The organism is Chryseobacterium sp. 27AL (genome assembly GCF_057815395.1).
The window spans coordinates 1-18,190 of the sequence record NZ_JBYRIW010000020.1 but is presented as its reverse complement, the minus strand read 5'-3'; the positions used below and the strand labels follow the sequence as shown (position 1 = coordinate 18,190).

16 protein-coding genes are annotated in these 18,190 nt (G+C 34.6%); 6 read left to right on the top strand and 10 right to left on the bottom strand.

The window, feature by feature from the left end:
• Window positions 1-3: 3 nt before the first annotated feature.
• The 4 genes from AC3WV0_RS17525 to AC3WV0_RS17510 all read right to left on the bottom strand — a co-directional run bounded on the left by AC3WV0_RS17525 (window position 4) and on the right by AC3WV0_RS17510 (window position 2,704).
• Window positions 4-537, bottom strand: coding sequence for a DUF1003 domain-containing protein (locus AC3WV0_RS17525; protein ID WP_488847385.1), 534 nt, complete (start codon window positions 535-537; stop codon window positions 4-6).
• Window positions 538-549: 12 nt separating this feature from the next.
• On the bottom strand, window positions 550-1,320 hold the full coding sequence (locus AC3WV0_RS17520; protein WP_488847414.1) for a TIGR02757 family protein: 771 nt from the start codon (window positions 1,318-1,320) through the stop codon (window positions 550-552).
• 6 nt (window positions 1,321-1,326) lie between these two features.
• Window positions 1,327-2,241 carry a ribonuclease Z gene (locus tag AC3WV0_RS17515; protein ID WP_488847384.1) on the bottom strand — a complete coding sequence of 305 codons (915 nt, stop codon included), beginning with the start codon at window positions 2,239-2,241 and terminating at the stop codon, window positions 1,327-1,329.
• A 157-nt stretch (window positions 2,242-2,398) separates the two neighbouring features.
• A complete protein-coding gene (locus tag AC3WV0_RS17510; RefSeq protein WP_488847383.1) occupies window positions 2,399-2,704 on the bottom strand; it encodes a helix-turn-helix domain-containing protein in 306 nt (101 codons plus the stop codon).
• Window positions 2,705-2,897: 193 nt separating this feature from the next.
• Between AC3WV0_RS17510 and AC3WV0_RS17505 the strand changes: the two genes are divergently transcribed.
• Entirely contained in the window at window positions 2,898-3,155 is a 258-nt protein-coding gene (locus AC3WV0_RS17505; RefSeq protein ID WP_488847382.1) for a hypothetical protein, read from the top strand.
• Window positions 3,156-3,176: 21 nt separating this feature from the next.
• Window positions 3,177-3,974: a hypothetical protein gene (locus tag AC3WV0_RS17500; RefSeq protein WP_488847380.1), complete on the top strand. Its 798-nt coding sequence runs from the start codon at window positions 3,177-3,179 to the stop codon at window positions 3,972-3,974.
• 494 nt (window positions 3,975-4,468) lie between these two features.
• Here the strand turns inward: AC3WV0_RS17500 and rdgB are convergent, their stop codons facing one another.
• The gene (rdgB, locus tag AC3WV0_RS17495) at window positions 4,469-5,044 is read right to left on the bottom strand and encodes an RdgB/HAM1 family non-canonical purine NTP pyrophosphatase (protein WP_488847379.1); all 576 of its coding nucleotides are present in this window, start codon (window positions 5,042-5,044) and stop codon (window positions 4,469-4,471) included.
• Between the two features lie 74 nt (window positions 5,045-5,118).
• Entirely contained in the window at window positions 5,119-5,949 is an 831-nt protein-coding gene (locus AC3WV0_RS17490; RefSeq protein ID WP_488847378.1) for a CPBP family intramembrane glutamic endopeptidase, read from the bottom strand.
• Window positions 5,950-6,396: 447 nt separating this feature from the next.
• Between AC3WV0_RS17490 and AC3WV0_RS17485 the strand changes: the two genes are divergently transcribed.
• Together AC3WV0_RS17485 and AC3WV0_RS17480 are read left to right on the top strand one after the other, a co-directional pair.
• Window positions 6,397-7,992: a peptide chain release factor 3 gene (locus AC3WV0_RS17485; protein ID WP_488847377.1), complete on the top strand. Its 1,596-nt coding sequence runs from the start codon at window positions 6,397-6,399 to the stop codon at window positions 7,990-7,992.
• Window positions 7,993-8,222: 230 nt separating this feature from the next.
• Window positions 8,223-9,146, top strand: coding sequence for a DUF4349 domain-containing protein (locus tag AC3WV0_RS17480; protein ID WP_488847376.1), 924 nt, complete (start codon window positions 8,223-8,225; stop codon window positions 9,144-9,146).
• A gap of 221 nt (window positions 9,147-9,367) precedes the next feature.
• Here the strand turns inward: AC3WV0_RS17480 and AC3WV0_RS17475 are convergent, their stop codons facing one another.
• Window positions 9,368-10,507: an acyl-CoA dehydrogenase gene (locus tag AC3WV0_RS17475; RefSeq protein WP_089999387.1), complete on the bottom strand. Its 1,140-nt coding sequence runs from the start codon at window positions 10,505-10,507 to the stop codon at window positions 9,368-9,370.
• A 277-nt stretch (window positions 10,508-10,784) separates the two neighbouring features.
• Here AC3WV0_RS17475 and AC3WV0_RS17470 point away from each other — a divergent pair, with 277 nt between their 5' ends.
• Window positions 10,785-12,563, top strand: a complete 1,779-nt coding sequence (locus tag AC3WV0_RS17470) for an AMP-dependent synthetase/ligase (protein WP_488847375.1) — start codon at window positions 10,785-10,787, stop codon at window positions 12,561-12,563.
• A gap of 189 nt (window positions 12,564-12,752) precedes the next feature.
• Here the strand turns inward: AC3WV0_RS17470 and AC3WV0_RS17465 are convergent, their stop codons facing one another.
• Both AC3WV0_RS17465 and AC3WV0_RS17460 read right to left on the bottom strand, forming a co-directional pair.
• Window positions 12,753-13,529: a zinc ribbon domain-containing protein gene (locus tag AC3WV0_RS17465; protein WP_488847374.1), complete on the bottom strand. Its 777-nt coding sequence runs from the start codon at window positions 13,527-13,529 to the stop codon at window positions 12,753-12,755.
• Between the two features lie 2 nt (window positions 13,530-13,531).
• Entirely contained in the window at window positions 13,532-14,629 is a 1,098-nt protein-coding gene (locus tag AC3WV0_RS17460) for a Nif3-like dinuclear metal center hexameric protein (protein ID WP_488847373.1), read from the bottom strand.
• 61 nt (window positions 14,630-14,690) lie between these two features.
• Between AC3WV0_RS17460 and AC3WV0_RS17455 the strand changes: the two genes are divergently transcribed.
• Window positions 14,691-15,518: an ion transporter gene (locus AC3WV0_RS17455; RefSeq protein WP_488847372.1), complete on the top strand. Its 828-nt coding sequence runs from the start codon at window positions 14,691-14,693 to the stop codon at window positions 15,516-15,518.
• A gap of 279 nt (window positions 15,519-15,797) precedes the next feature.
• Here the strand turns inward: AC3WV0_RS17455 and AC3WV0_RS17450 are convergent, their stop codons facing one another.
• Entirely contained in the window at window positions 15,798-17,765 is a 1,968-nt protein-coding gene (locus AC3WV0_RS17450; RefSeq protein ID WP_488847371.1) for a T9SS type A sorting domain-containing protein, read from the bottom strand.
• Window positions 17,766-18,190: the final 425 nt, after the last annotated feature.

Below are 18,190 nucleotides of genomic sequence, written 5' to 3'. Positions count from 1 at the left end.
ATGTTATTGTTCATTTTTCAGTTCATCAATTTTATTCTGAAGCTCCTGAATCTTGTCTTTTAAAACTTTAATCTCATTTTTATTGGAGCTCACATTACTTTTAAGCATAACATTTTTTGCTCTTTCACTATGATCGTCTTCATCTTCATCCTCATTGATCTCTTCAATATCTTCCTGAATATCTTCAATATCTTCATTAATTTCTTCAATATCTTCACTGATCTCCTCTATATCTTCGCTGATCTCTTCAATATCTTCCTGGATGTCTTCAATATCTTCCTGAATGTCTTCAATTTTTTCATGACTTTTATTGACTGACATCTGGATGAAAATGGCAAGATAAATTGCTTCTAATGATACTACTGTGGTAAGAATCAGCAGCATTTTATCAAATTCTACAAGTCCAATTAACGGCAACAGAAATGAAATGATAAAAAACAGTGTATGCGCAATAAGGGATGGGATTGAACCTATCCACCAGGTAATACCGTTGGCAATTCTTTCTAAAACCTCAGTTTTTTCTTCGTACTTTTTCATTGTGCTCAGCTTTTATAATAATTCTTTAGTAACTCCTAACCCGAACAGTGCGAAATCATATTTTGCCGGATCATTTTCATCAAATTTCCTGATGACAAGATCAAGCTCTTCTACCGTTTTCCAGTCATTCTGTGTTCTGGTGATCAGTCCTAGCTTCCGGGAAATATTCCCGGTATGCACATCCAGGGGAATCGACAGATATTTCTGATCAATATTTTCCCAGATACCAAAATCTACACCACGCTTATCTTTACGCACCATCCAACGGAGGAACATAATAATCCTTTTTGTAGATGAATTCTTATAGGGCGAACTTACGTGTTTGTGGCTCCTGTGCTTTTCGCTTCCGAGAAAACTGCTTCTGAATCTTTCAATAGCATGAAGGAAATTCGTTTCCGATTCATTTATTGTAAAAAGATTTTCAAGACTTTTATTTTCTTTGTAAATTCTGTTAAACTGTTCTGTAAAATAAACAAAGTCTTCCCCGTTAAACGTTCGGTGTATACTTTTATTTTTAATATCACTGAGATCTTTTTCCGAATAATTCATTACAAAATCATAAGGAGAATTTCCCATAATCTCCAGCATTTTTTCGGCTGATTTTATGATCGCTTTCCGGTTTCCCCAGGAAATGGTTGCCGCCAGAAAACCTGCAATTTCAACATCCTGCTTCAGACTGAAACGGTGCGGAATCTGTATCGGATCATTTTCTATAAACTCAGGATCGTTATACTGATCTGCCTTTTCATCCAAGAATATTTTTAATTCTTCAAACTTCAACATCATTTTTTAAATTTTCACAGCTTCCAATGCCTTGGGCAGAAAGGTATTGGGAAAAATAGTTCGAGCTTCATCAGTAAAAACCGTAAGATCTGCATATCTGTTGGAAAAGTGTCCCAAAATCAACTTCCCGACATCTGCTTTTCTGGCAATGGTTGCCGCTTCGAGAGCAGTGCTATGCCCTGTATAATCTGCCATTTCTTTTAAATCATGTAAAAAAGTAGATTCATGGTAAAGAACCGTCACATTTTTTATGATAGGAATTACACTTTCCAAATATCTTGTATCACTACAGAAAGCATAAGAAACAGGCGGAATGGGGTCTGTCGTAAGAATTTCATTTTTAAGAACATATCCGTCACTAAGCACAAAGTCTTTCCCGGCTTTAATATTATGATAATCGCAGGTTTCAATCTCTTTATATTTTGATATTTCCTGCATATTGAGATGTCTTTCTTTCGGTTTTTCCTTAAACAGATAGCCATTACAATAAATCCTGTGATCCAAAGGAATGGTATATACTTCTACCCTGTTGTCTTCATAAATCTTTTCCGAATAATCTTTATCAAGCTCATGATAAACCACTTCAAAACCACGATGGGTTTCAGTAATCGTAAAAATGGTCTCCAGCATTTTTTTAATTCCTTTCGGCCCGTAAACATGGAGTGGTGTTTCTCTTCCCAGCAGCCTGAAAGACGCAATAAGTCCCGGCAACCCAAAACAATGATCCCCGTGAAGATGTGAGATGAAAATATGATTTATCCTTGAAAATTTTGCTTTTGCTTTCCTCAGCTGAACCTGGGTACCTTCTCCGCAATCGATCAGGAAAGATCTTTCTTCCATTTCCAGGAGCTGTGCGGTAGGAGAAGAATTAATAGTCGGAATTGCTGAGTTAAAGCCTAATATCGTTAAATAAGTACTCAAATCGATCGTTTATTATTAAACAAATGTAAGGAATTTAGGTTAAGAATAAGGCTGAGATTGAGAGTAAGGTTGAGGATATATGTTCACTCAGAACATTTCACTTAATCCAAATCTAGGATAACCTATATTTAAACATGATTACATTGAAAATAATTTTTTATTTTTTGCTAGTGTCATTAACCAGATTAAGTATTTTTTCAACAATATCATTATCCGTAACCACAATAATGATATTTTTATCCAAATTCTTTTTTCTTTCAATTTCTTTCCTCTCGTTATATAAATCAGAAATTTTAACATTGAAAATCTCAGCAATTTTAGGAATGAGACCGCTTTTCACATCAGTAATTCCTTCTTCCCATTTCGCATATGTTCTGCGATCCACATTTAAAAAGTCTGCAATTTCTTGTTGTGTTTTACTTGCGTTAATTCTTAATTTTCTTATAGTATTACCTATATTCATATCATTTGGTTTTAATCGCAAAATTATGATTTTTTTATTTCTGGTAAATAATTGTTTTTATAAAGGGGTATTTTTGTTATAAATTCATAAAAGCCTATCAATAGTTTTGTATCACTACAAAATGTGGTGGTCGGAAATCTGAAACAGCGACCTAAAATTCTGAAAGTAGGATGATATAAAAAATACATAGGAAATGAAAAAATTTCTTGAAAAGAAGGTAACACTACTTTTTTCTGCTGGAGCATTACTTTTGTCAGTGCAATTTTTAAAAGCGGAAGAAACAGACAGAAGACCACAACAATGTCATTGTTGGAGTTTCTTAGGAATTGTAGAACATTGCAACAAAGCATGTGGTGATGGGGATTATCTAATGGAGAAGCCACTCAAGGAAGCGGATGGACTTGGTTCCCTTAAAAGTTTTCTCTGCTCTAAAACGAGCAGAGAATTTTAATTAAAAATTTAAATATATCTGATGAAAAACATTTTAGTAATTATTTTTTTTATATTTTTTTTAAGAGCATCCTCCCAAGAAAAAGAATTGCTCATAGATACCGTCTTCATAAAATCTTTTTCCAATGAAAAAATTATTGAAACCATAAAAGAATCTAAAAAACAGTACAAAAAATACTATAAAGATTTCGGAAGTTATAATGTTAATCTCTTGCTAACTGTAGATTATGAAAAAATATCAGAATTACAGTCTTCGGATTTTACGTTTGATTATTTTAAAAAGAAAAAATATCCGAAAAACACAAAAGAATCTTTTTATAAAGATGTGAAATTTTTTGAATTCAATCCTGAAATTTCAGAAAATACTCTTAATCATCTTTATAATTACCCAGAATACAATTATCTTAATTATTTTAAAGATTATACTTACAAAATGAGAGAAATTGAAGGTATGTTACAAGTGACATGCTATTCAAAAAGTACAAATTTAAAAGCTGTAATTATTTTAGATAAAACGACGCTTCTACCAAAATCTATTTACAAGAATAATATTGCTCCAACTCATAATGTAAAACAAACATTTACTAGTATTAGCAAAAACACAGATTCTGAAGTTATATTTGATATAACAAGAGACGAGGCAACAATTCTTTATCAGGTAAAAGAAAATAAAATAACAATATCTGAAATAAAAGCAGATTTATTATTGGATAATTATAGAATAAAAAGAATTGACAAAAAAGGTGAATTAATATTTAGCAAAGATTTAAAAAACATTATCTCAAAAATAAATGTGATAAAAAATGATGAAGTATATTAATGCAATTCTTATTTTAATAGTTATCTTTATATTGGGTTTAATATTTTATAATAAATTCATAAGATTTACGAATGAAATTCCAATTTTTTGTTATAGCAATGTGAAAAATAATCTCCCTTTCACGAATAATGATATTCCGAAAAGCAAAGAAACTATTATTGCATATGTCTCTACGAATTGTGGCAGTTGTGAAACTACTATTAATAATATCAATAAAAACTTAAATATGAATAAGACGTATATCATTATTACTTCTGAAAAACAAATGCAAACATCTAAATTTTTTTTCAACAAGTTATTATTAAATCATAGGATTATTTTATTAAATGATACTAATAATAATTTTAAAAATGACTTTAAGCTTGGAGTTTCAATAATATATCCTACTATTTTCACTTTTAATAAAGAAAATAAATTAATCAGAATTTCCAACAACTTTTAGAAAATGTATTTAATGGCTGCAATAAATTCCTTTTAGAATTAATTACAGCGAATTATTTCTTTACTTTAAGAAAATTCAGAAAGAGATCTAACGCCTGTTTTCGGTGACTTATTTTATTTTTATCTTCAGGATTCATTTCGGCAAAAGTTTTATCATATCCTTCCGGAACGAAAATGGGGTCGTAACCGAAGCCTTTGAAACCTTTGTTTTCATCAAGAAGATTTCCGTGTACTCTGCCATCAAAGTATTTTGCACCGTTTTCATCATAGTAACACAAAACAGTGATGAAGTAAGCTTTTCTATTTTCAATACCCTTCATTTCGCTCAATACTTTTTCAATATTCTTTGCAAAATCGTGATCCCCGGCATAACGTGCGGAAAATATCCCGGGTCTACCGTCTAAAGATTCCACCACCAGTCCGCTATCGTCGCCCAAACTTGGAATTCCGGTTTTCTCAAAACAATATTTAGCTTTGATCAGAGCATTGGCATTAAAAGAATCGCCATCTTCCACAATTTCTTCGTGAATATCGTAATCGGTAAGACTTTTAACAATAAATTTTTCGCCTAAGATTTGCTGAATTTCTTCTTTTTTATGTACGTTGTGGGTGGCAACCAGTAATTCCATTCTTTTTATTTTTAAACTTTATTTTTTAAATGTAAGTACACAATTATGCGATTATTGTACCAGAATATTTTTATTTAAATTTCAGCATAATGCACTTTATATTTCCTTGTAAAAAGATAATAAAATAGTGAAAAAAGTACGATTCCTATCGTAAGTATGATCCATTCTGAAATTTTAAAAGCATCTGAAAAGCTTTCATTTTTAGTATATATAATAAGGATGGTAGAGCATAAATTATTAAAACTGTGAAGCAGCATCGGCAGTAACAGAGATTTTGTTTTATAATAAACAAGACCAAGGACACAGCCTAACAGAACGGCGCCTACAAACTGCCACGGATTTCCATGTACTAAGCCGAAAATAATTGAAGCAAAGATAATGGCTTTCCACGGTTCTACTCCTTTATTCATTAATCCTTTCTGAATGATTCCACGGAAAACAATTTCCTCAAAAATGGGCGCGCAGATGACAGCGGTAATGATCATTACAACTGGATTAAAAGTAAGCTGATCCATCAATCGATTGAAAAATTCATAATATTTTCCGAAAAACGGCCCTGTAGTAGGAATCTGTGATGTGATGAATTCTGAGATAAACATCATTCCGATCATCATGGGAAATATAAGCAGGTAGGTGTAAAAATTAGTAGGTGAGAAATTGAAATTGAGTTTTTTGCCGGTGGTTCTTCTTACAATCAAAAAATCAAAAAAAGCGATTGCGGTAAGAAATCCTGCTGCGTTGGTAAGCATGAAGAACCAGTCTTTGTACTGGAGATTTTCTTTGAAGGTAAACATCCAGAAAACATTAAAAAAAGAAACGGCGGTTGTTCCAACTGCCATTCCTGCCAACAGGACGAGTCCCCCTACCCATGTAAATGTAAACTGTGGATATCTGCTGTTTTCCATGCTTTATATTAAGATTATTTTAACAAAGATAAACGTTTTTGATAAGTTTATTTTATGTTTCCGATAATGTGGCATCGAAAAGGGGCCGTTTATTATGCGGATATGGACTTATAATTTTATCTTAATCAGAAGAATACTGAGATATTTTATTTTTACTTTAAATGGATAAATTTGATCTGATTATTTTTTATCGCAAAATAAGACAAGAATTTTTAATTTACTATGCCACACATTTTTAAGATAAGCAAAGGCGTAAACTTATTGATGAAATACTAAGTTGAATAATAACTTCGGACAATGCCTTAATATGTATTTCTTTACATTTGTCACAGTATCTGCAAAAGTAATGTTGAGAATATTGCATAAAAATTCACAAGCAGGACCGTGTATGAAATTGATTTTCACATTCCATTAAAAATTACGATTTTTGCAACTTCAAAATACGATATGTCAGACTTAATCAAAGAAATAGAGAAAAGAAAAACTTTCGGGATTATTTCCCACCCCGATGCAGGAAAGACGACTCTTACGGAGAAGCTGTTGCTTTTCGGAGGGGCGATTCAGGAAGCGGGTGCAGTGAAATCCAACAAAATAAAAAAAGGGGCTACCTCCGACTTCATGGAAATTGAAAGACAGAGAGGAATCTCGGTAGCCACTTCAGTACTTGCCTTTGAATACAGAGATCACAAGATCAACATCCTGGATACTCCCGGACACAAAGATTTTGCAGAAGATACTTATAGAACCTTAACTGCCGTTGACTCGGTGATCGTTGTGATTGACGTTGCGAAAGGGGTCGAGGAACAGACGGAAAAGCTGGTACAGGTATGTAGAATGAGAAACATTCCGATGCTGGTTTTCATCAATAAGCTTGACCGTGAAGGGAAAGATGCTTTCGACCTGCTGGATGAGGTGGAACAAAAATTAGGTCTTACAGTTTGTCCGCTTTCATTGCCGATCGGTATGGGTAGTGATTTCCAGGGTATTTATAATATCTGGGAAAACAACATCCAGTTGTTTTTGGAGGAGAAGAAACAGAAGGTTGGAGACTCTATTAAGTTTGATGACATTAACGACACTTCTATCGATGAGGTTATTGGTGAAAAAGCGGCGAATACATTAAGAGAAGAATTGGATCTGGTACAGTCGGTTTATCCTGAATTCAACCGTGAAGATTATATGAATGGTGATCTTCAGCCTGTTTTCTTTGGTTCGGCTTTAAATAATTTCGGAGTACGTGAATTGCTTGATGCTTTCATTGATATTGCACCGATGCCTCAGCCAAAGGAAAGCGATACCCGTATTGTAAAGCCTGAAGAAAATACATTCACAGGATTTGTTTTCAAAATTCACGCAAATATGGATCCTAAGCACAGAGACCGTCTTGCTTTCGTGAAAATTGTTTCAGGAACATTTAAAAGAAATGAAAATTATTTGCTGGTAAGGGAAGGCAAAAAAATGAAATTTTCTTCACCTAATGCATTTTTTGCGGATAAAAAAGAAGTGGTGGATGAAAGTTTCCCTGGTGATATAGTGGGACTTCATGATACAGGAAGCTTCCGAATCGGTGATACGTTAACGGGTGGTGAAAAGCTGAATTTCAAAGGAATTCCGAGCTTCTCTCCTGAGCATTTCAGATATATCAATAATACGGATCCTTTAAAGGCCAAGCAATTGGCAAAAGGAATTGATCAGCTGATGGACGAAGGTGTGGCACAGCTGTTTACGCTTGAAATGAACGGAAGAAAAATCATTGGTACGGTGGGTGCCCTTCAGTATGAAGTGATCCAGTACCGTCTGGAGCATGAATACGGTGCAAAATGTTCTTATGAGCCACTTTCTATGCACAAAGCATGCTGGGTAGAAGCGGATGAAAAATCTGAAGAGTTCAAGGAGTTTGCAAGACTGAAGCAAAGATTCCTGGCGAGGGACAAATACAATCAATTGGTATTCCTGGCTGATTCTTCTTTTACTATTCATATGACACAGGAGAAATTCCCAAATGTGAAACTGCATTTTATCAGTGAATTTAAGAATGCTTAAATAATATTAAAATACAATCAAAATCCGCGAAAGTTTTTTTTTGCGGATTTTTTATTTGTTGCTATTCCAAAAAAGTTTCTTAAAGCGGATTACTTTGTAAAAGCAATATATTCTATTTTACAAAACACTAAAATTCAAACAATTAAAAATTTACATCAATAATACATTTCATTTACAATCTTTACGAAAATTTCGCTCCTAATTTTACCTCAACGAAAAAAATTAATGTTATGAAAAAATTCATCTTACTCGTTGCCGTATCAGGAACGTTCATTATGTGTAAAAAAGGGGAATCTGCATCACAATTTGATGATACTGCCAATTCGACTGACAGCATAGTGTCTCAAACGTCTGAAAAAATCAGTGATATTAATGATCAGGTAAATGATGCGGTTGATTCTTCACATGTAAAGATCAGGGGTTTTCAGCAGGCGGGAAATGATATCAAAAACAATATTGAAAATACCGCGAAAATTGTGGATTCTTTATCTGATAAAATATCATCCGTAAAGCTGGAATCTAAAACCGAAAAGAAAGATACTGTCAGTAAAGAAAAAAAGATTATTGTACAGGTTCCTGCCCCGAAAGTAATCCGGGAAACAAAAGTTATTTATAAAAAAGAGCCGAAAAAAGAGAATGACGAATTAAATGTCCAGAGAAACCGACTCGTTAAGAAAGGAGTGCTTGATCTGACCGTAAATGATGCTGAAACCGCCAAGGAAATTGTAAAAGAAGAAGTCGCCAAATACGACGGATTTGTAAGAAGCGAAAATATTTCGCTACAGAATGATGATAAGAAAACGGCTTACCTGAAAGTGAAAATCCCGATTCAGAAATTTGATTATCTCATGTCTGATCTAAGCTATAATCTCGGGAAAGTTGAAAATAAAAGCATTGAAGTTTCAGGAATGAATGCCGTTGAAAATACACTTTGTGAGATTGATATTACTTTGTATGGACAAGAAAGTGAAGCTGAGGTTGATAAAGAGCACGAAACTTTTGGTGATAAATCTTTTGCCGCCATTTCTTCAGGATGGAATGTCATTACTTCTGTTTTCCTTTTTATTCTTCCGCTTTGGCCACTATTTGTGATTGCGGGTATCGGATATTATCTTTATAAAAAAAGAAATCCTACGGATAAGCATTCATCATAACGTATTATTTATTTTAATAATATTTTAATCGAAATTCCGTTTTTTCAACGAGGGTTATTCCTAATTTTGTTCTGTTAATTTAAATTAAGAATTTAACTTCAGTTAAATAATTTAATCAAACAAGTGTTAAAACAACATATTATTAATATTTTGTGGTTCGTGTGAAAGTAAAAAGGCTCCCATTTTTGAGAGCCTTTTACTATTTCATTTATCGTAAGCAATTACTTTGCAATGCTTCTTGAGATAACGATCTTCTGGATTTCAGAAGTTCCTTCATAAATCTGGGTAATTTTTGCATCACGCATCATTCTTTCTACATGATATTCTTTTACATATCCGTATCCTCCGTGGATCTGTACAGCTTCGATTGTAGTATCCATTGCTACCTGAGATGCGTAAAGTTTTGCCATCGCACCACTTTCAGAGATATCTTTTCCGGCATCTTTTTCAACTGCCGCTTTAAAGCAAAGCATTCTTGCCGCCGTAATCTGCGTTGCCATATCAGCCAGTTTGAAGGCAATTGCCTGGTGGTTGATAATTTCCGTTTTAAAAGCTTTTCTGGTTTTAGCATATTTTAACGCCAATTCATAAGCTCCTGAAGCAATCCCTAAAGCCTGAGAAGCAATCCCTATTCTTCCACCGTTCAGAACAGCCATCGCAAAATTGAATCCGAACCCGTCTTCACCGATTCTGTTTTCTTTAGGTACTTTTACATTATTGAAGATCAAAGAATGGGTATCACTTCCTCTGATTCCCAATTTATCTTCTTTAGGGCCAATTTCAAATCCTTCCCAGCCTCTTTCAACGATAAATGCATTGATTCCTTTATGCTTTTTCTCAGGATCAGTTTGTGCAATAACAATATAATAAGTAGCCGTACCACCATTGGTGATCCAGTTTTTAATACCGTTCAACAAATAATAATCTCCTTTATCTTCTGCAGTGGTTTTTTGTGAAGTAGCGTCAGAACCAGCTTCAGGTTCAGACAAAGCAAATGCCCCGATCACCTGACCACTGGCAAGAGGTGTAAGATATTTCACTTTTTGCTCTTCGGAAGCGAATTTTTCAAGGCCTGCACAAACCAGAGAATTATTTACAGACATTACCACAGCTGCCGAAGCATCTATTTTTGCGATCTCTTCCATTGCCAGAACGTAAGAAACGCTGTCCATCCCTGCACCTCCGTATTTAGGATCTACCATCATACCCAAAAGGCCCATTTCACCCATTTTCTTTACCTGTTCGGCAGGAAATTTCTGGTCACGGTCTCTCTCAATTACTTCAGGTAATAATTCGTTTTGTGCAAAATCCCTTGCTGCCTGCTGAATCATCAGCTGTTCTTCCGATAAATTAAAGTCCATAAAAATTGAATAATTAGATGGTCGCTAATTTACACTTTTTGGGCAAATCTGAAAACAGAATTAAAACTTACTCATTACCTTCTGAAAATCAAATATTAAACAAATCTTAATAAATTAATAAATCAGTTAAACTATTATTAAAAATTTTCATTAAATTTAAATTGAGATGGATAGATATTGGCATACATTTCATTATTTGTTAATTTAAAATTCTAAATTTTGCCAATTAAAAAAAATGCTTATATTTAAAATCATTTAACTATTTACTTTTAAAATCATGACCATCAAAAGATTATTCGATATACCACATTATGCTTTAGAGGCATACCCGAAAACGGATATGTTTGTAACTAAGTATCAGGGAGAATGGAAAAAGACTTCTACCCAGGAATTTATCAATGAAGCGAATAAAATATCACGCGGACTTTTAAAACTGGGCATAAAACCCGGAGATAAAATTGCACTGATTACTACAAACTCCCGTACTGAATGGGCGATTATGGATCTTGGGCTTTCCCAGATCGGTGTGGTTTCCGTACCCGTATATCCGAGTATTTCTCCTGAAGATTATGAGTTTATCTTCACGAATGCCGAAATCAAATATTGCTTTTTATCTGATAAGGATCTTTTGAATAAGGTAACAAAAGTAAAACACAACATCCCTTCCCTTCAGGGAATTTTTACATTTGACCATGTAAGTGGTGCCGCAAACTGGAAAGAAGTGCTGGATCTTGGTGAAGATGATTCTACCCAGATAGAGGTCGAAGATCTTTCCAATACCATTAATTCGGAGGATCTCGCCACTATCATTTACACTTCCGGAACTACAGGAAGACCTAAAGGGGTTATGCTTACTCACCATAATATTGTTTCTAATGTATTAGGCTCAATTCCCAGAATTCCGAGAAAAAAAGGTCTTGATTACAAAGATACAAGAGTGCTCAGCTTTTTACCGATCTGCCATATTTTCGAGAGAATGCTTTTTTACCTTTTCCAGTATAATGGCTTCTCGATTTATTTTGCGGAAAGCATTGAAAAAATGGGTGAAAATGTAAAGGAAGTAAAACCTCACTACATGAGCGTTGTGCCAAGACTTGTAGAAAAGGTTTATGATAAAATATATGCGACAGGATCATCTGCCGGCGGTCTGAAACAGAAAATATTTTTCTGGGCACTGAATCTTATTTCCAAAAAGAAAACGGTTTCCAAACCATCCGGGTTACAGGAAATTATCGCTGATAAACTGGTTTTCAAAAAATGGCGTGAAGGACTTGGCGGCGAGATCATTACTTTAGTTTCCGGATCAGCAGCTTTATCGACAAGATTAAATTTAATGTTCCAAAACGCAGGAATTCCTATCCTTGAAGGCTATGGCTTAACAGAAACTTCGCCTGTAATTTCAGTAAATGCTTTTGGCAAAATGAAAATAGGAACCGTGGGGCTTCCATTAGATAATGTTCAGGTAAAAATTCAGGAAGACGGAGAAATTACTGTAAAAGGGCCTTCCATCTTCAAAGGTTATTTTAAAAATGACGAAATGACGAAAGAAGTATTCACAGAAGACGGTTACTTCAAAACCGGGGACATCGGCCATATTGATAGTGATGGTTTCCTTCAGATCACGGACCGTAAAAAAGAGATGTTTAAGACTTCTGGCGGAAAATATATCGCTCCTCAAACCATTGAGAACCTTGCCAAAGCATCTAAATTTATCGAGCAGATCATGGTGGTCGGTGATGGTGAAAAAATGCCGACCGCCCTTATACAGCCGGATTTCGAGTTTGCGAAAAGCTGGGCCATGAGAAATAACCTTAACATCGGCTCAACTCCTCAGGAAATTGCAAACAGTAAAGAACTTAAAGAAAGAATAGAAAAGGAAATAGAAAATACCAACGAACATCTGGGAAATTGGGAGAAAATAAAGAAAATCGAACTGACTCCGGAAATATGGAGCATCGAAACCGGCCTTTTAACACCTACTCTAAAGTTGAAAAGAAAAGCCATTAAAGAGAAGTTTATTGATCTGTATAATAAGATGTATGAACATCATGAATAAAATAACAAAACCGCTTTTTTTGAGGCGGTTTTTTGTTGGAGCTATAATTATCCCGTTCAGAGCAAAAAAAGGAAATGACAAACTTTATAACAATTATCAAGATTGCTTCATCGCCTCGCTACTCGTAACGACATAAAAAAAGCTGCCTCAAACGAAGCAGCTTTAATATTTTTAAAATGGTAATCAGTATTAAAACTTAATTACGGATTTCATTTTTTCATTTTCTTCCATTACCAATTCATCATCAACAAGGATTTTCCCTGAATGCTCATCGATAATGATCTTCTTTCTCTGGGCAATTTCCATCTGCTTTTGAGGTGGAATTGTAAAGAATGATCCTTTTGGCGCTCCTCTTTCCAATCCTACAACGGCAAGACCGTTTGGAGAATTTGTTCTGATTCTGTTGTAAGAAGCTAATAATCTTTCATCGATTTTTGCAGCAAATTCTTTAGACTGCTCGATTAGATATTCTTCTTCCTTCTGCGTTTCAGAAACCAGACCTTCCAATTCTTCTTTTTTGAATTTCAGGTGGCTTTTAAGGTCATCAATTTTCCCATTAAGCTCATCCAAAGTTTCGTTTTTGTGGCCTATCTTAGCGCCGAATTCTTTGATTCTTTTTTCAGCAAGTTGAATTTCAAGCTCCTGATATTCAATTTCTTTACTTAATGCTTCAAACTCTTTATTGTTTCTTACATTATCTTGTTGAGATTTGTATTTTTCAATTAAAGATTTTGCATGGTTGATTACTTCATGCTTGGTTTTGATCTGATCTTCCTGATCCTTTATATCTGCATGAAATTTTTCAGCTCTTTTTTCAAGACCTTCGATTTCAATTTCAAGATCCTCTACTTCGATTGGCAATTCTCCTCTTGTATTTCGGATTTCGTCCAATCTAGAATCAATGATCTGCAAATCGTATAAAGCTCTTAACTTCTCTTCAACTGAAATATCGTTGGTTTTTGCCATATTTAAATGAAATAATTTACCGGGTTCGTTTTCTCAATAGATTTTGAGATTGCAAATGTACTAAATTTTTGTGACAAAATTTCAAATAATTGTTGAGTCACAAATTGTTCTGATTCGAAATGTCCTATATCACAGATCATCATTTTTGATTCTGCCAGGAAAAAATCATGGTATTTTACATCTCCTGTGAGATAAGCATCACATTTTTTGGAAATTGCAGATTTTATTCCGCTTGCTCCGGAACCGCCTAAAACGCCTACCCTTTTTATTTTTTTACCATTAAAATCTGAATGCCTGATGACTTCAAGATTAAATTTTTCTTTTACAAATTTCAGAAAATCTTTTTCATCCATAGGCTCTTCAAAATCTCCGTACATACCAAGTCCTGTATATTGGTTGGTATTATCAAGACTGTAAATCTGATGGGCAACTTCTTCGTAAGGATGCGCTGATTTCATAGCGGCAACGATCTGCCCCTGCTTATATCCTTCAAAAATAACGGAAACCATATCTTCATCAGCGTTTTCCCTGACGTCCTGCTGCCCCGAAAAAGGATTTGAGCCTTCTTTAGGCCGAAAAGTTCCGTTTCCGTTGATGGTAAAACTGCATTCGTCATAAAATCCTATGTTTCCCGCACCAGCAGCAAAAAGAGATTCTTTTAATTGCCCTGAATACTCTTTGGGTACGAAGACGGTAAGCTGTTTCAAATCATTTTTCTTAGGCTGAAGAATTTTAAGGTTCTTAAGTCCCAGCTGCTGGCAGATTCCGGCGTTTACTCCAAAAAAGTCATTGTCAAAAGCAGTATGAATCGCATAAATGGCAACTTTATTCTCAATTGCCTTTATGACAGTTTTTTCTACATAGTTTTTCCCTGTTAATGATTTTAACCCGGAAAAAATAATCGGATGAAAACACACAATCAAATTACAGTTCTTTAGAATAGCTTCATCAACTACATTTTCCAGGGCATCATGGCAAACCAGTATTCCACTCACATTGCGGTCGTATGATCCGCACAGCAATCCGACATTATCAAAATCTTCCGCCTGCTGTAAGGGAATACGTTTTTCAATTTTAGAAATGACATCTCTAATTTTCATTTTATTCTGTATGTTTGTTACGAAAATAAGGATAATTTGTTATATTTAAAAAAACATTAAAATGGAAAGAGAGCATAATCTTATTCCTGAAGATGCCTGGTGGAAGCGATATCTCTACAGAATCATTTACCGTTCTGACACAAAGCTCGGGAAACTCTTCGATATCATTTTGCTATCGCTTATTCTGATAAGTACAGCTATCATTATGATGGAAAGCATTCCAAGGCTTGATAAAAGGTTTCACTATACTTTTATTATTCTGGAGTGGATTATTTCCATTTTTTTTTCAGCAGAATATGTTTCGAGAATTGCCGTTGTAAAAAATAAGCGTCATTATATTTTCAGTTTCTTCGGAATCATTGATTTTTTGGCGCTGGTTCCTTTTTATCTGAGTTTTTTCTTTCCTGTTACCAAATATTTTCTGATTTTCAGAATGCTGAGAATGCTCAGGGTTTTCAGGGTTTTTAACCTTATGGATTTTATGAATGATGGTTCTGTGATTGTGAGGGCATTAAAGAACAGTTCACGAAAAATCTATATTTTCCTTTTATTCTTAATTATTTTTTCAGTAATCGTAGGTTCGTTGATGTTTATGGTGGAAGGTGGCAGACCGGGCTTTGAGACTATACCACAATCAATTTACTGGGCCGTAGTGACAGTTACCACTGTTGGTTATGGTGATGTTTCTCCGATTACTCCCATGGGTAAATTTTTTGCTGTAGTTTTGATGCTGGCCGGTTATTCTATTATTGCAGTTCCCACGGGTATAGTCACCGCCGAAATGCGCAATAAAAGACAGAACCTGGAAAAAATATGCGACCGTTGCGGAAATGAAGATATTGATGATGATGCAAGATATTGTAAGCAGTGTGGCAAGAAATTGGCTTAGTGTAAAATTAATATATCATCTATTAACCAAATACCACAACATCATGGAACCAAAAAAGAAAAACAAACCAAACAATTTAGTCGTTATATTATTTTCTTTAATTGTATTAATGGTTGTTATTTATTTTATTCTTGTGACTTTCTTCCCGGCTGTTTTTGAAAGCCTTAATACCGGAGACTTACAACCTGTCCCTCAAGACAGATAACATAATTGAATATTCAATTTAATTAAAAAGGCGATCTCATTCAAGATCGCCTTCAGTTTTGGTATGATATACAGTTATTTTTTAATTGTTTTAACTGTTTGTTTTGAACCATCTTTCAAGGTAAGAATTAAGAAATACATTCCCTGTCTCAATTCTCCTAGATTAACTGAAGATCCAGGATTCTCGATTACTTTTACCTGTCTTCCTGACATATCAGAAACAGAAACTGATTTTACGTTGGCTGCATCAGCGATATATATTACATCAGTAAAAGGATTCGGATATACTTTAATGCTCTTCTTTTCAGACTTTACGTCAGAAGTTCCCAGCGTACCTTTTGTAATACCAATAGTAAAGGCACCTTCCTCCTCATCAGAAAAACCATTCCAATGACCAACATTTACATAATAGGTATTTCCGGCAAGCGTAGAGATAGAAAGCGTTTCAGTACCACCTGATCCTGCATCATCGACAGTATCCTCACATGATAAAGCTGAACAGGTTCCGCTATATACGCCAATCTGTGGATCAAAACTGCTTCCTGCTGGCATCGTAACTGTGATATTGAAAGTATCACCATCTCCAACGAAAGTAAACCATGTACCATCATTCATCCAATCGTCACAAACATCTATGATCCCTGCATTATTTGTAGCGGCCTCGGCGTCATTCTGATCATAGCTAAATGGGAAAGTATTTGCTACAAGAGCTCCCGCGCAATCATCATTTGCAGGCGGAGGCGGAAGTGTACCCACACATATGTCAAAACTTTGATTACTGCCAGTACCAGAATAACTGTAAACTCTTACAAGATAAGTTTCTCCAGGTACAAGATCTGTTATAGTGTTTGATGTATCATATGAGCAATAAATATTTGATAACGCTCCACATCCTCCACTAAATACCTGAAAATTAACATAGGAATCATCTTCAGTTCCTACTGACTGTACATTTAAAAGTGATATTTTATGTTTTGTATCCGTTGCAACAAAACTGTACCACACATCATCATCAGGGGTTCCGAAACATGAATCAGGATCTTCTCCTGAATCTGTGGCTCCAATGGTGTAACCAGGAGTTACTGTACCGCAGTTCAGATCTGGATTTACCGTTAAAGCAATTGCCGTTGCACATTCATCATTGGCAGGTGCCGGCGGTGCAGTAGTAAACATCATTTCTGAACATCCTGGAGATTCACCTCCTGTACCTACTGCTACAACTTTTATATAAAGATTGGTATCAGATGCAAATGGAGTGGATGGCGTAAAGCTGTTTGTGGTTACAGAAACCTGATTAGCTACATCAGTACCACCTGAAGTTGTACCAATAGAAACTTTATAACTTACCGCTCCCGGAGAACCATTCCACGTAATGGTTGGAGATAAAGGAACAAAAGTAGCGTTATTTGCAGGATAGGTAACTACAGGACAATCAGGAATTGGATTTGGTATTAAACCTTCAAAGGTAGTAACAGATTTATAATTTTGAAGATTACCATTGTCAGGTGGGGAAGCCGGGTCCGGGTTTTCATTATCATTTCTATAAGTGATTGTAGAATTTGCTGCGCCTGGATATACATACATTACTTCAGCATAATTGTTATTGTCGTAACCATCCGAATTTTCTTCTGCAGCAACTACCAGGTTGTCCACATTGTTGTAAGGAAAAGGTGTTGCAAAGGTAATTTCAATGACACCATTCGCATTTGTTACTGTTCCGGAAAATACTTGTGTAAGTTGCGCTAAAGGAACCCAATCTGACTCTGATGTAAATGAGGTTTTGGTAGTTTGTCCTAAATACACAACCCACTCCGATGAACTATCAATTGACATGGAAGGATCCAGATAGAATTTTAACCCTGTTATATTTCCCGCTGCATTTGCATTGATTTCCTGTTTAGTGAAAATCTGTTGTACATACGAATAGCCATAATAGGTACTTATCGGAGCAATTCCGACATTCGTGCTTCCTGCGCCCAATGTTATCTGCGCATTTAGCATCATACTTAAGAACAATAAGCATGAGAGTAGAAATTTTGTCATAAATTTATTTTTGCTGATTATTGGAACGAAATTAATAATAATTTATTAATTCACCGATCATAGTATTACTTTTTTTAAAAAAATTCAAAAATAATTTATCATAACTACTAAAAACTGCAATACATTGCCTAAAAAATTGCTTATTTCATTTTTTATCATCTATTAGGGAAATAAGTATCCTTCAACATTTATTATTCATTATTGATTATAATTTGATTAATTATATCAAAACGATCAATGTCAAAAAACTATCCAATTAAAAATTTATAAACGTACATAAAAAATAGCGGCTAAATTAGTAGTCATGGTCGGAAGAAAAATTCTTCCGACTTTTTTAGTTTTTTATCCTGAGAAAAAGCAATTTAATTATTTGATTATCAATTATTTAACTTGCGTTTTAGAAATTTATTTTCGTATCTTTATAG

What these genes read in the sequence shown, in the direction of transcription:
- AC3WV0_RS17485 (WP_488847377.1), top strand. Translation starts at nt 6,397, where the DNA reads ATGTCAGACTTAATCAAAGAAATAGAGAAAAGAAAAACTTTCGGGATT.
- AC3WV0_RS17460 (WP_488847373.1), bottom strand. Translation starts at nt 14,629, where the DNA reads ATGAAAATTAGAGATGTCATTTCTAAAATTGAAAAACGTATTCCCTTA.
- AC3WV0_RS17525 (WP_488847385.1), bottom strand. Translation starts at nt 537, where the DNA reads ATGAAAAAGTACGAAGAAAAAACTGAGGTTTTAGAAAGAATTGCCAAC.
- AC3WV0_RS17510 (WP_488847383.1), bottom strand. Translation starts at nt 2,704, where the DNA reads ATGAATATAGGTAATACTATAAGAAAATTAAGAATTAACGCAAGTAAA.
- AC3WV0_RS17480 (WP_488847376.1), top strand. Translation starts at nt 8,223, where the DNA reads ATGAAAAAATTCATCTTACTCGTTGCCGTATCAGGAACGTTCATTATG.
- rdgB (WP_488847379.1), bottom strand. Translation starts at nt 5,044, where the DNA reads ATGGAATTACTGGTTGCCACCCACAACGTACATAAAAAAGAAGAAATT.
- AC3WV0_RS17470 (WP_488847375.1), top strand. Translation starts at nt 10,785, where the DNA reads ATGACCATCAAAAGATTATTCGATATACCACATTATGCTTTAGAGGCA.
- AC3WV0_RS17505 (WP_488847382.1), top strand. Translation starts at nt 2,898, where the DNA reads ATGAAAAAATTTCTTGAAAAGAAGGTAACACTACTTTTTTCTGCTGGA.
- AC3WV0_RS17450 (WP_488847371.1), bottom strand. Translation starts at nt 17,765, where the DNA reads ATGACAAAATTTCTACTCTCATGCTTATTGTTCTTAAGTATGATGCTA.
- AC3WV0_RS17500 (WP_488847380.1), top strand. Translation starts at nt 3,177, where the DNA reads ATGAAAAACATTTTAGTAATTATTTTTTTTATATTTTTTTTAAGAGCA.
- AC3WV0_RS17475 (WP_089999387.1), bottom strand. Translation starts at nt 10,507, where the DNA reads ATGGACTTTAATTTATCGGAAGAACAGCTGATGATTCAGCAGGCAGCA.
- AC3WV0_RS17455 (WP_488847372.1), top strand. Translation starts at nt 14,691, where the DNA reads ATGGAAAGAGAGCATAATCTTATTCCTGAAGATGCCTGGTGGAAGCGA.
- AC3WV0_RS17490 (WP_488847378.1), bottom strand. Translation starts at nt 5,949, where the DNA reads ATGGAAAACAGCAGATATCCACAGTTTACATTTACATGGGTAGGGGGA.
- AC3WV0_RS17465 (WP_488847374.1), bottom strand. Translation starts at nt 13,529, where the DNA reads ATGGCAAAAACCAACGATATTTCAGTTGAAGAGAAGTTAAGAGCTTTA.
- AC3WV0_RS17520 (WP_488847414.1), bottom strand. Translation starts at nt 1,320, where the DNA reads ATGTTGAAGTTTGAAGAATTAAAAATATTCTTGGATGAAAAGGCAGAT.